General features: G+C 39.8%; 12 protein-coding genes and 1 tRNA gene. 3 read left to right on the top strand and 10 right to left on the bottom strand.

The features are described 5' to 3' along the window. Window positions 1–5 precede the first annotated feature (5 nt). Genes modA through BQ7314_RS10910 form a run of 3 tightly spaced genes read left to right on the top strand, consistent with a single transcriptional unit; the run spans window position 6 to window position 2579 of the window. Window positions 6–785, top strand: coding sequence for a molybdate ABC transporter substrate-binding protein (gene modA / locus BQ7314_RS10920; protein ID WP_245394977.1), 780 nt, complete (start codon window positions 6–8; stop codon window positions 783–785). Between the two features lie 8 nt (window positions 786–793). Then, window positions 794–1462: a molybdate ABC transporter permease subunit gene (gene modB, locus BQ7314_RS10915; RefSeq protein ID WP_174483726.1), complete on the top strand. Its 669-nt coding sequence runs from the start codon at window positions 794–796 to the stop codon at window positions 1460–1462. Next, the gene (locus BQ7314_RS10910) at window positions 1455–2579 is read left to right on the top strand and encodes an ABC transporter ATP-binding protein (RefSeq protein ID WP_174483725.1); all 1125 of its coding nucleotides are present in this window, start codon (window positions 1455–1457) and stop codon (window positions 2577–2579) included. Before modB ends, BQ7314_RS10910 begins: the two co-directional genes overlap by 8 nt. 423 nt (window positions 2580–3002) lie before the next feature. Here the strand turns inward: BQ7314_RS10910 and BQ7314_RS10905 are convergent, their stop codons facing one another. From BQ7314_RS10905 to hflX, 10 genes are all read right to left on the bottom strand, one after another. Next, entirely contained in the window at window positions 3003–3269 is a 267-nt protein-coding gene (locus tag BQ7314_RS10905) for a type II toxin-antitoxin system RelB/DinJ family antitoxin (protein WP_174483724.1), read from the bottom strand. A gap of 96 nt (window positions 3270–3365) precedes the next feature. Next, entirely contained in the window at window positions 3366–4220 is an 855-nt protein-coding gene (locus tag BQ7314_RS10900) for a phytochelatin synthase family protein (protein WP_174483723.1), read from the bottom strand. A 140-nt stretch (window positions 4221–4360) separates the two neighbouring features. Beyond that, window positions 4361–4436 (bottom strand) — tRNA-Thr (locus BQ7314_RS10895). Window positions 4437–4483: 47 nt separating this feature from the next. Further along, a complete protein-coding gene (locus BQ7314_RS10890; RefSeq protein WP_174483722.1) occupies window positions 4484–6628 on the bottom strand; it encodes a YgiQ family radical SAM protein in 2145 nt (714 codons plus the stop codon). Further along, entirely contained in the window at window positions 6625–7428 is an 804-nt protein-coding gene (locus BQ7314_RS10885) for a spermine/spermidine synthase domain-containing protein (RefSeq protein ID WP_174483721.1), read from the bottom strand. Before BQ7314_RS10885 ends, BQ7314_RS10890 begins: the two co-directional genes overlap by 4 nt. A 483-nt stretch (window positions 7429–7911) precedes the next feature. After that, entirely contained in the window at window positions 7912–9204 is a 1293-nt protein-coding gene (locus BQ7314_RS10880) for an adenylosuccinate synthase (RefSeq protein WP_174483720.1), read from the bottom strand. A 12-nt stretch (window positions 9205–9216) separates the two neighbouring features. After that, window positions 9217–10410, bottom strand: a complete 1194-nt coding sequence (locus BQ7314_RS10875; RefSeq protein ID WP_174483719.1) for an ATP phosphoribosyltransferase regulatory subunit — start codon at window positions 10408–10410, stop codon at window positions 9217–9219. 76 nt (window positions 10411–10486) lie between these two features. Next, window positions 10487–11347, bottom strand: coding sequence for a protease modulator HflC (gene hflC / locus BQ7314_RS10870; RefSeq protein ID WP_174483718.1), 861 nt, complete (start codon window positions 11345–11347; stop codon window positions 10487–10489). A gap of 1 nt (window position 11348) precedes the next feature. Next, window positions 11349–12560 carry an FtsH protease activity modulator HflK gene (gene hflK, locus BQ7314_RS10865; protein ID WP_174483717.1) on the bottom strand — a complete coding sequence of 404 codons (1212 nt, stop codon included), beginning with the start codon at window positions 12558–12560 and terminating at the stop codon, window positions 11349–11351. A gap of 101 nt (window positions 12561–12661) precedes the next feature. After that, window positions 12662–13927, bottom strand: coding sequence for a ribosome rescue GTPase HflX (gene hflX / locus BQ7314_RS10860; protein WP_174483716.1), 1266 nt, complete (start codon window positions 13925–13927; stop codon window positions 12662–12664). Between the last annotated feature and the right edge of the window lie 5 nt (window positions 13928–13932).

Raw genomic sequence — 13932 nt, 5'->3', positions numbered from 1 at the left:
GGCCAGTGAAATTATCCTTACCAACAAAACGATTAGCGCTTAGTTATTTTTTGTTAATGTTCTTCACGCCTATTTTAAGCGCCGCCGAAATCCCCGTGATTGCCGCAGCTAGTAATCTTAAATTTGCACTAGAAGAGATTACAATCGCTTTTCACCAAGAAACAGGAAAATCATTACGTATTAGCTATAGTTCATCAGGTAATCTTACGCGCCAAATTCAACAAGGAGGGCCATTTGAATTATTTTTATCTGCGAATGCTCACTATGTCGAACAGCTTTATCAACAACATAAAACGTTAGATCGGGGACAAGTTTTTGCACTAGGGCGTTTAGCTTTACTTACCTATATTGCTTCAAGCTTAAAACTTGATGTGCAGTTAAACGGACTTAAACAAGCACTACAGTCAAGGCAATTGCAGCGTATAGCCATCGCTAATCCTAAGCATGCTCCCTTTGGCATTGCTGCTCGTGAAGCATTGCAAAAACAACAACTTTGGCACTCTATTCTGCCCCATTTAATCTTAGGTGAAAATGTAGCGCAAGCGACTCAATTTGCCAGTTCTGGTGCTGCCCAAGTTGGCCTAGTCTCTTATTCTTTAGCGCTCGCACCTGCTTTGAAAAATCGCGTACGCTACCTATTAATACCTAGCTCACTACATCAACCACTACAACAAACCGCTGTACTATTAAATAATGCTGGCGATACAGCCAATTTATTTTTCCATTATCTACAACAAGAAAAAGCCCGTGGTATTTTAGCTCGCCATGGCTACACCCTACCCTGAACATTCCTATGGACTGGCAAGCATTAGCTTTATCGGTAAAATTGAGTTTTGTAACCTTACTATTTTTGCTGCCTATCGGCATTCTATTAGGCCGCTGGCTGGCATATCGGCAGTTTTGGGGGAAATCCTTATTGCAAACTTTATTGGCTTTACCCTTAGTACTCCCCCCTACCGTACTCGGCTATTACCTCTTAGTTGCTTTCAGCCCAAATCAAGGACTAGGACTTTGGCTGGTTAATACTTTTGGCACGACGCTGATTTTTAATTTCCAAGGCCTCGTATTTGCCTCTATTATTTTTAACCTACCTTTTGCCATTCATCCCATGCAGCGGGCTTTTGCAGCCATCCCGCGTGAAATCCGTGAAGCTGCTGCCTGCTGTGGTATGAGACCTAGCTTGGTGTTATGGAAAATTGAACTGCCTTTGGCTTGGCCAGGTATCGTTTCTGCCATGGTCATGTGTTTTGCACATACGCTAGGTGAATTCGGTATCGCCTTAATGGTCGGCGGCAACATACCTTTTGAAACACAAACCATCGCCATTGCTATTTATGACCGTGTACAATCTTTCGATGATCATGCTGCTGCCGTTATGTCCTTTAGCTTATTACTCTTCTCAATGCTGACTATTTCTTTCACTTATTGGCTATCGGCACGTAGCGAACGCACACATGACTGATTCAGCGATACAGATCACGCTACAACAAACAGCTCCCATTCCACTATCAGTACAATTAAATTGTAAATCGGGAGAATTGCTCGCCTTAGTCGGCCCTTCTGGTAGTGGTAAAACTACAGTTTTACGTGCTATTGCAGGTTTATATCAAGCACAGAATGCACAAATTATTTGTCAGGGTGAAACTTGGCAAAACAGTGCCCAGAATCTTTTTTTAGCCCCGCACCAACGCCATGTTGGATTGGTATTTCAAAATTACGCCTTGTTTCCACATATGACGGTATTGAAAAATATCCAACAAGCCATTACACATTTACCTAAACAACAGCGCCAAGCTCAAGCACTTGAACTACTTAAAAAAGTACACTTAGAGGGCCTGGAGCAACGTTATCCAAAAAACCTATCTGGCGGCCAGCAACAGCGTGTCGCAGTTGCTCGCGCCTTAGCTAGACAACCTAAAGTTTTATTACTAGATGAGCCATTCTCTGCTGTAGATCAAGTCACGCGCCGCAAACTATACCGCGAACTGCTAGCGCTAAGGGAATCACTGGCTATGCCAATGATTTTAGTCACCCATGACCTGGAAGAGTCAACCTTACTAGCCGACCGTATCGCACTACTACATAAAGGAGAAATCCTCCAAACCGGAGCCCCTGAGTGGGTCGCTGCTCACCCTAAAAGCGCAACCATCGCGCGTCTAATGGATCAGCAAAATTTATTCACCGCCCAAGTCGTCGCCCATGATCAAGAAAATCAAAAAACACACTTACGCTGGCGCGGTATGCTAATCGAAGCGGCTTATCAAGCACAATTCCCACTCAACAAACCAGTCTGCTGGATGATTCAATCGGCCAATATTTTATTGCATAGACGTAACCGTCCCTCTAATGGTAATAAGGAAAATCCCCTACAAGGACAAATCACTGAGTATATGGAAAGCAGCGGCTTAGCTCACTTACGAGTACAGATCGACAAGCAACTAGACACGACCATTAGTATTAATGTACCGCTACATGTCGCCAAGCGCAATGCACTGGGATTACATGAAAAAATTGGTATTTCCTTACTTAGTGAAGGAATACATTTAATGCCTTATCAGGCTTTACGCAGTGAAAGTTGATTTCTAACTTGGTAATATAACCTACATTCCGCACCCCAATCACCCATTGCCTAAATATAAATTTTCATAAGGAATGCACATTAAATAAAACCCGAAACTTTAGCTTATGAAGCACTGCCAGTCCTTCGAGGACTGGCAGTGCTTTCGGGTGTTATTGAATGTTGATTCCTAAGTACCTATATAAAATTAAACTAACACTTTAATAATACGCATTAGCTGAATGGTATACCCGTAGGTACAAATAAATTCGAACCTACAAAAAACGTTTTGTAATTATGCATAGGTACTTAGTTTTAAAATAAATCACTATGCGTTCCAAGTCTAGCTAGTTGAAGCTCAGAAGTACTTCTCTTATAGAATGGTAACTTTCTTGCTTTTTTAAAGTCTCTCTTAAACTGGCTTGAATATATGATTTCAAGCATTTTATAACTTCACTTCAAGCTCGTTAAATAGCTCTGAAGCACCTGTTGACCTATGCCCTTGACCTTCTTCTAATTCTTGCATGGCCTGTATGGTATTTTTATTTGGCTGCTTAGTCTTCAGCTCAAATGGGATGCCACCATAATTGATAACAGCTTTTGCAAATAATTTAATCGCTTGCGAAGGGCTTAAACCGATTTCCTCACATACATGAGTAAATTCAATTTTCATCCCAGGTTCAATTCGTGTGCTAATTATCTCTGTCTTCATAATAATGCTCTTTTGTACTACATAACGAATTAAATTGTAATACAATAAAATACATTTGTAACTAGATAGCTTCAAAACACACAAGTAACCTTAAGCTTATTCAATGCCCTCACTCAACAATAAATACCCTCGATTTTCTACTGTATCAAAAGTGCGCATTGCGCGAATCAATAGCTCAGATTTCACCCAAACCCAATCAGCTTTATTCGGCGTAACATCCATGATTAAAAATGAATCCGATACCTTATGATATGCACCTAAAGGAGAAAGGTGACCACCGCCAGGTTGATTTAACACTTTGCGCTTATAATTGATAATGACATAATCATCTGCCGTTGTTAAATTTTCTATTAACTCTGCTTTAATCTCTTGATCGCTCATACCTTGCTGAACAACGACTACTTTTGTACTTAATCCATGCGCAGTAAATAATTCCCCGAGTTGCCGTAACTGAAAGCCTCTATCTTTTTTCTCCTGACCATTACTTCCAATAAGCACAGCACCTTCTGTATCCTGTAATACTCTACCTAAAACGAAAGCTCTTGATTTAGGACTCTTTATAAAAATATTATTTTGCGTGTAACGCTGAAAAAGTGGGTTCCATTTATGACTAGCCGCAATAATTTTCTGATCTAACTCACTTAACAGGCTTTTATCTTCTGGCAAAATCATAGCACTATTACGCACACGCAAGGCATTAAGCACAATAGCCGCTGATGCTGGTCCGCAAAAGAGTTTATTATTTTGGCTTTCAAAGTGATTAGCCAACTTAAAAAAGTCAACTTTGTATTGAGATTCTTCCAAGCGCTTAATTCCTTCATCTGTTCCCCAACTGACAATAGCTGGGTCAGATATTTTCTGTGCAGTGCCAGTTGTAGCGCATGCGTTAAGCGTTACAGCTATTACGATATAAATAGTAACACTGATGTATTTTCTGAGAGAAATAGACATAATAAGTCATTAATAATGAAGTGGGATCAATATACTTTATTTAAAGCACACTGTAGTTGCCTACCAAAAAGTCCCTGCTAAACTCACTTTCTAAAAGACAAAAAAAAACCTATTACATGACTGTAACAGGTTTTTAAATATGGAGCTGGTGATGGGAATCGAACCCGCGACCTACTGATTACAAATCAGTTGCTCTACCGATTGAGCTACACCAGCTAAAGAGCGAGTATTATAAGATGTTATTTATATATTGCAAAGTATTTTTATCTTTTTTTATGTTTTTTATTAGGTACACGACGCTGATTATTTTCTGTACGTTGCGTTCTAAAATTTTTACCCTTATGTATAATCTTATCCCCCTTCCCCCCTTCTTTTGGCTGCCAGTTCGGAACAAGGTGTTGTTTTCCATTACCAATCAAATTTGCACGTCCCATATTCTTTAAGGCCTCACGTAATAAGGGCCAATTTTTTGGATCGTGATAACGAAGAAATGCTTTATGCAAACGGCGCTGCTTAATTGATTTCGGAATCGGCATATCGGATGCACTACGACTCACTTTGCTTAAAGTATCTTTACCTGAATGATACATGGCCGTGGCTATAGACATAGGCGATGGTAAAAATGCTTGTACTTGATCGGCCCTAAAGCCATTTCGCTTTAACCATAAAGCCAGGTTAAGCATATCGGTATCTTCTGTTCCCGGATGAGCGGCAATAAAGTAAGGAATTAAATATTGCTCTTTTCCTGCTTCTTTGGAATATTTTTCAAACATTTCCTTAAAACGATCATAGGTCCCCATACCTGGCTTCATCATCTTGGATAACGGAGCTTCTTCGGTATGTTCTGGAGCAATTTTCAAATAGCCACCAACGTGATGGGTCACTAGTTCTTTGACATATTCGGGGGATTCAACCGCAAGATCATAACGCAGGCCTGAAGCAATCAGAATCTTTTTAATGCCAGGTAAAGCACGCGCACGTCGATACAATTTAATCAGTGGCGCGTGGTCAGTGTTTAAATTTTCACAAATACCAGGAAATACACACGAAGGTCGGCGACAAGCCATTTCAATTTTTTCATCTTTACAAGCCAAGCGATACATATTGGCTGTTGGTCCACCTAAATCAGAAATATTACCAGTAAAATTAGGTGAGGTATCACGGATCGCTTCAATTTCTTTAATAATAGAATCTTCTGAACGACTTTGAATAATCCTTCCTTCATGCTCAGTAATCGAGCAAAATGAGCAACCGCCAAAACAGCCACGCATAATATTGACAGAATGCTGAATCATTTCAAAAGCTGGGATATTCGCCTTACCATATTCAGTATGCGGTACGCGCGAATAAGGCAAACCAAAAACACCGTCCATTTCACTCATAGTCAAAGGTACTGGCGGTGGATTAACCCATAAATAGCGTTGCATATGCTTTTGCAATAAAGGCCGCGCATTACCTGGGTTAGTCTCACCGTGCATAACGCGCGAAGCATGCGCATACTGGATAGGGTCATCTTTAACAGTCTCGAAGTCAGGTAATCGAATCACTGTTTTATTACGCTGATCATTACTAATGCGAGCATGCTTAGACTCAATTACTGAGCTATCAGGTTCATCTTTGGTTTTCTCAGCACAAACCGTCTCATCTTCCATTAGATAAGGGTTTTTCGGTTTAATGACCAAACCAGGCTGATCAATATCGGATGAGTCTTTTACTGTCCAGCCCGCTGGCACTTGCTTTACAAAATGCACCGTACCTCGAATACCTTTTAAATCAACAATAGACTCACCTGCTGCTAACCGTTGAGCAATCTCCGTAATCTGTCGCTCAGCATTACCGTAAACCAGTAAATCCGCTTTAGCATCTAATAATACTGATTTTTTAACTTTATCGGACCAATAATCATAATGCGCAATACGTCGCAAACTGGCTTCAATCCCGCCAATAATAATCGGTATATCTTTATACGCCTCACGACAACGATGTGAATAAACATTCACCGCTCTATCGGGGCGCTTGCCTCCTTCACCATTAGCCGTATAAGCATCATTAGAGCGGATTTTTTTATCCGACGTGTAACGATTAACCATAGAATCCATATTGCCTCCAGTTACGCCAAAAAACAAATTCGGTCGCCCTAAACGCTTAAAATCCTCTGCACTATGCCAGTCTGGCTGAGAGATAATACCCACACGAAAACCTTGCTCTTCTAACAATCGTCCGATCAACGCCATACCAAAGCTAGGATGGTCAATATAAGCATCCCCTGTCACTAAAATGACATCACAGCTATCCCAGCCCAGCTGATCCATTTCATCTCGACTCATCGGCAGCTCAGGAGCAACACCAAAACGGTGCGCCCAAAATTTTCGATACGAGAATATATTTTTGGCGTCTAAAATATTCATGCTGTTATTACCTTTTTTAACACACTGGCATTATTGCGCTTTAAATCTTTAATAAAATCTAAAAACTCAATTTGATATTGCTCTTCTAAATCTTTGGCTCGTTGGCGTAATTCTTTCATGGAAAACTTACTATGGCCTTCTGCAAATGCTAAGCCAATAACATTGCCACGGCCACGGACGGGTAGAAATAATATTTTCCAATTAAACGTTGTACCCATTTCCCAAGCAATTTGTTTAAATAATTCTTTTTCTGTCCCCCATAAGTTAATGACCAATAGTCCTTCATCAGTCAGCAACTCCTTACAGGCTGCAAACAAACTAACTCCCTGCATGGTATCCGCCATACCCACATGATCAAAAGCATCGATCATAATAAGGTCATGTTTTTCCGGTGTTTGTAAGCTTTGCTGTTTAATATGTAAAGCGCCATCAGCTATTTTTATTTTTAAGCGTGATTCTAGCGGCAAAGTAAAAAAACGACGGGCAATTTTTACCATTGCTTTACGGAATTCTATGGTATGAATTTGGCAATCAGGAAAATGATACAGTAGATATTTGGTTAATAAACCACCACCCAAGCCAACCATCAAAACATCATTGGGTTGCTCTTTAAATAGCAACCAAACCATCATAGATCGAGCATAAGCAGAATGTAATTCATTCGGCGCACTTATCATCATACTGCTTTGCCTAGGGCTAGTACCAAAATGTAAAGCACGCACACCCGCCGTCTCGACGATTTCAATGACACCTTGTTCATCATATTCTTGATGAACAAGTAAACCTTCATATTTGTACATAAGAAAATAAAAATAAAAAAAGAGAGGCTAGATCCTCCCCCTGAAATAAGCGATAAAATAATAAATTTATTAAGCGATTAAAAACACACTTATGATATTTTTTTAGTAACCTCTCATTTTAACGGGTATAAAGAGTGTCGTAGGATGTGCTAAGGAACGAAGCGCATCGTTTATGTGATGCGCTTCCTATCGTCAGCACATCCTACATGACCTTAATATCTCAAATACCTGTAGATAATAAGAAATTACATTTTTTATAGCACCAATTTAAGGGAGACGGTACATATCAAGCAGTAGAGTCATGACTAGTGACGCAATCGTATTTAGATTATAAAGCTTGATATTAGAAAAAAACAACAGGTCACTTAGCCTATTTTAATCCACGCTTGCCAAGTGATGTTTTTATAGAGGTTTCAAAGCCTAGAAATAAGCAATAATACTCATTTCTAGGCGACTGATAAAGAGAAGAAGGGTTGAACTTTGTTACGCAAAAGGATTGGTTAATACGATAGTTTCATTACGCTCTGGGCCGGTAGACAAAATAGCTATTTTCACCCCAACCAACTCTTCTAAGCGATTAATATAAGCGATTGCATTAGCTGGCAACTTATCCAGTTCAGTAATTCCTTTCGTTATTTCTGACCAACCAGGCATATACTCAATGACTGGCACACAAGCTTGATAATTTTCAGCGCCTAATGGTGCAACACTGACCTCTGTACCCGCTATATTATACGCTATGCAAATGCCAATCTTATCCAAACCATCTAAGACATCAAGCTTAGTCAAGCACATACCACTTAATGAATTTAATTTTGCTGACTTACGCATAGAAACTGCATCAAACCACCCTGTACGACGTTTTCTACCTGTTGTTGCACCAAATTCATGGCCTTTTATGCCTAAATGCTCACCATAAGCATCATCCAACTCTGTAGGGAATGGTCCATTACCCACACGCGTCGAATAAGCTTTAGTAATACCTAAAACATAATCAATATCTAAAGGGCCAACACCAGTGCCTGTTGCTGCACCACCTGCCGTTGTATTCGATGAAGTCACAAAGGGGTAAGTGCCATGATCAATATCTAATAATGCCCCTTGAGCCCCTTCAAACAACAAATTATCTCCATTATCTTGATAGGTATATAACTTTTCAGCCACATCAATCAACATAGGCCTAATTTGTTCAGCTAATTCTAAAGATTCAGCTAGCATAGTATCCAAATCAATGGCTGGAACTTTATAATATTCAGTTAGCATAAAGTTATGGTAAGCCGTTAATTCTTTAAGCTTTTCAGTAAACAGTTCAATATTTAAAAAATCCCCCGCACGGATTCCGCGACGCGCGACTTTATCTTCATAGGCTGGCCCGATTCCACGCCCTGTCGTACCAATGGCTTTCGCTCCTTTGGCTTTTTCTCGTGCTTGGTCAATCGCGACATGTACTGGCAAAATTAACGCACAAGCCTCACTAATTAATAGACGAGAACGTACAGGAATACCTGCTTTTTCTAAAATTTTAATTTCTTTTAATAAGGCTTCCGGCGACAACACTACGCCATTACCAATTAAACATTGTACATCTTCACGCAGTACGCCCGAGGGGACTAAATGTAAAACTGTCGTTTTGCCATCAATAACCAGTGTATGCCCTGCATTATGCCCGCCTTGAAAGCGCACCACCGCCGCTACTTGGTCCGTTAACAAATCAACTAATTTACCTTTTCCTTCATCGCCCCATTGTGTACCGATGACTACAACATTTTTACCCATAATAGTTCCAGATTAATTTAACGTGACAAGAACCCAGTTCCCATCATTTTTTTCTAATATTTGCTTACAGCCCAATTCCTGTGCACTGACCTGCTGACCCGATAAAGCCTTGATAACAATGCGACCCTTAGCACGAAGGTCTCGTACTTTTTCATCTAAAGCTAAATCACCTTGTGCCATAGGCGCAAGAATTTTAACAATATCTTCAGTAGATTTATCCACTTTAGTTAACGCAGCCAGTATTTTTAAATCCGCACTAAAGCCAGTTGCTGGTCTTGCACGTCCAAAAATTTGGCCAATATTATCATAACGACCACCGCGCGCAATTTCCTTACCCATTTCGGGCACAAAAGCAGAAAAAACGACCCCAGTATGATAATAATAACCGCGTAATTCAGCTAAATCGAAACTGATCGTTAACTCAGGATAATAAGCATGCATTAAGTCAGCTAATTTAATTAATTCGGCCAAAGCAGCTTTTACCGTTACATCTGCAGATGTAAAAACTGTTTGTGCAGTTGCTAAAATAGATTGATCGCCATTTAATTTAGGTAAGCTTAAAAAGATAGCCTGTAATTCTTCAGGTATGGCATAACGATCTAACCAACTACTGAGTTCACTATTTGATTTACGCTGTAAAATATCAAATAACTCCAATTCTTGCTCTTCAGTTAACTTAGCTTGCGCGACTAACCCACGATAAATAGCAACATGGCCCAAGTCCAAATGCACATTTTTCACTCCCGCCACTGCCAATACTTCAAGCATTAATTGCACGATTTCAGCATCACTATCAATACCCGCATGACCAAACAATTCCGCACCAATTTGCATAGGAATACGCGTTTTATCTAAGGCACCACCTCGCGTATGTAAAGTCGTTCCTACATAACACAGTCGTGATGGCTGTTGATGGCTTAAACTATGCGCATCAATTCTTGCCACTTGTGGCGTCATATCAGCACGAATACCAAGAACTTCACCACTTAATTGGTCCGTTAATTTAAATGTTTGCAGGTTCAGATCGTGTGCCGACCCCGTTAACAACGAATCCAGGTAATCAATAAAAGGTGGAATCACCTTTTCATAGCCCCAACACTCAAAAACATCCAGCAATTGACGACGTAAAACCTCTAAATGTCGAGCATCTTCAGGTAATACCTCTTCAACACCTTCTGGCAATAACCAAGGGTCTCTCTGCAACATAATAATTTTCCAATTTACACAAAAACGCCCTGCATAAGCAGAGCGTTTAATTGTTCAATTCAAATAAATACTTAAATTATTTCATTTTCTTGAAATATTTAAAGAAATCAGAGTCTGGCTCCATCACCATAATATTTGCTGAATTTTTAGTGAAGGTTTTTTTATAAGCAGCCATACTACGATAAAAGGCATAAAACTCAGTATCTTGGCCATAAGCTTTTGCATAAATATCAGAAGCAGTAGCATCCCCTTGTCCTTTAATGACTTCAGCATCACGAAAAGCATTCGCTAAAATAATCTCTTTTTGCTTATCTGCATTCGCACGTACACGCTCTGCCGCTTCCGATCCTTGCGACCTAAACTCACGCGCTACCCGCGCACGCTCTGCCTCCATACGGCGATAAACTGACTGGCTGACTTCACTGGGAAGGTCAATACGTTTTACTTGTACATCAATAATTTCAATCCCTAAAGTAGCAGCAATTTTTGTCGTATTAGCAATCAAAGCTTCACGTACTGCACTACGGTCAGTAGACACAAGCTGCTTAATATCACGCTTACTAAATTCACTACGGAATGCATCCTTAATAATTTGATCTAAACGTACATTAGCTTGATAAATATCACCTGCAACTGAGGTGTAAAATGTATTGACATCACCAATGCGCCATTTAACAAACGAGTCAACAATAACGTTTTTCTTTTCCGCTGTTAAAAATCGCTCAGGTGAAGAATCCAAGGTTAAAAGCCGTGCATCAAACTTCTTAACATTATTAATAAAAGGCATCTTGAAATGCAAGCCAGGCTTATAATCTGACTCAACAATTTCTCCAAATTTGAATTTAATAGCTTTTTCTGTTTCTGATACAGTAAAAACACTCATCATACCTAGTGATAATACAGCGGCAAGACCCACTAAAATTTTATTTGATAACATTTTAGCGACCTCTCACTGTACGACCGCGACTTGAAGTCCGGGTATGATTAATAGAACGTGACGGCGTTACAGTAGAATTAGGCGCATTAAAATGGCTGGTATTATTACCCACTGCCGCAGCAGATTTGGCAGCTAATTTATCTAACGGCAAATACATTAAATTATTACCACCCTTAACATCTACCATAACAGTATTTGTAGCACTCATAACACTTTCCATCGTTTCTAAGTAAATACGTTTACGTGTAATTTCAGGTGCTTTTTTATATTCCTTTAAAATTTGCGTAAAACGACTCACTTCCCCTTCCGCTGCTGAAATAATACGTGATTTATACCCTTCTGATTCTTGAGTAAGTCGTGCTGCTCCACCTCGCGCTTTAGGGACAACATCATTTGCATACGCTTCTGCTTCATTAATAAGTCGCTGTTTATCTTCACGCGCTTTAATAGCATCCTCAAAAGCACTCTGCACTTGCTCAGGTGGCTGTGCATCTTGTAAATTTACACTGGTTATTATAATACCTGAATCATAAGCATCCATAACTTGCTGGATGTCTTTTTTAATATCAATAACGACTTGACTACGCCCTTCAGTTAATACAAAGTCCATTGTATTACCACCAATAACACCCCGCTCTGCACTTTCTGTGACCTGTTTTAATGTTGCTGTCTGGTTTAATATATTAAATAAATACTTCTTAGCATCATTAACTTGATATTGAACAGCTAAACGCACATCAACAATATTTTCATCTTTAGTTAACATCAAGGCTTCTTTTGCAACCGAACCTTGACCAGAAGTACCACGTGCACCGCCTGAACGATATCCAACTTCTAAAAACCGTTGCTGAGAAATATTAACAAGTTCCACCGTTTCAATCGGAGCAGGTAAATGCCAATTTAAACCTGGTTGTGTTGTTGTAATGTACTTACCAAAACGTAACTCAACACCTCGGTTTCCTTCATCAACAACATAAAACCCACTTGCCCCCCAAAGAGCAACAGCACCGAGCGCTAAAAAGCCAAGCCCCTTTAAAGAAGGTGGAGATGCTTCATCATTACCATTACCACCACCGCTATTGCCACCAAATAAGCCACCTAATTTATCTTGCAGCGAACGAATCGCCTCATCTAAATCGGGAGGACCATTTTCCTCGTTACGCCCACTCCAAGGGTCTTTCTTCTTATCACCGCCTGGTTCATTCCAAGACATTCGCTAACTCCACCTTTTGTACAGCAAAAAAATTAATGAGAATTTATAAAAATATGTAATTCTTATGATTTTACTCGGTAATTATCCTAAAAAATACATAATTACACAATTTCTTCTATTTCAACTTCTCGTAAAATACCTAAATACTGCTGATCAATTTCCACCAATAAATCCCAACCACCTTCATCAGTGCAATCTTCTTGCAAAATATTAGCGACTGAGAACAATTGTGAACGCACACCACCTTGACTAGATAATAAATGGCATAATCTTCTTACTCTTGTTGCGGAAAAAATCTCCTCCAACGCCTGCAAAAGTAAATCCATTCCAGCCCCTGTTTGTGCAGACAACCATACCCGTACAGGCCTTCCTTGATCATTTCTATCTATTCGCGGTGCAAAATCATCTAATAAATCAATTTTATTGAAGACTTCTAACTGAGGACTTTTATCCGCACCGATGTCTTTCAAAACACGGTTTACCTCATAAATCGTTTCCTTACGATACTCATCACTGGCATCAATTACATGCAACAATAAGTCAGCATCTGTTGCTTCTTGTAATGTCGACTTAAATGCTGCAACTAATTCATGTGGCAAATGACGAATAAAACCTACAGTATCAGCTAAAACTACTTCTGAATTGTTTGCCAGACGACAACGACGCATAGTTGGATCTAGTGTAGCAAACAATTGATTTGCCACATAAATATCCGAACCAGTTAAGCGATTAAATAAAGTTGACTTACCCGCATTAGTATACCCAACCAATGACACTCCAGGCGTATCGGAACGCTTACGTCTAACCCGTCCTTGATGGCGCTGTTTTACCACCTTCTCTAAACGGCTTTCGACTAACTTAATTCGCTGACTTACCAGGCGCCGATCAGACTCTAATTGAGTCTCCCCTGTGCCACGCATACCAATCCCGCCCTTCTGGCGATCTAAATGCGACCAACCTCCCGTTAAACGCGAAGAAAGATGATTTAGCTGCGCTAATTCTACTTGCAATTTACCATCATAAGTCTTTGCTCTTAAAGCAAAAATATCCAAAATAAGACCATTACGATCAACTACCCTAAACTCTAATTCGGCTTCTAGGTTACGTTCTTGGCTAGGCGTTAAAACATGATTAAATAGTACAAGGTCTGCTTCTGTTTCTTCTATTATCGCTTTTAATTCTTCTAGTTTTCCAGAACCTATAAAATACCTTGGATCTGGGTGGCGTCTAGAACCAGTAAGAACATGAACAACCTCAGCACCCGCTGAGCTTGCCAATTCTTTTAATTCATTTAAATCTTCTTGTCCGTCATGCAAAGTAATATGCACTAGAACAGCTCTTTCTCCGGACTCAGGACGATCAAACAATAGCA

This window comes from methanotrophic endosymbiont of Bathymodiolus puteoserpentis (Logatchev) (genome assembly GCF_900128525.1).
Classification (GTDB): Bacteria; Pseudomonadota; Gammaproteobacteria; order Methylococcales; family Methylomonadaceae; genus Methyloprofundus.
This window is presented reverse-complemented; position numbering and strand designations above follow the sequence as displayed.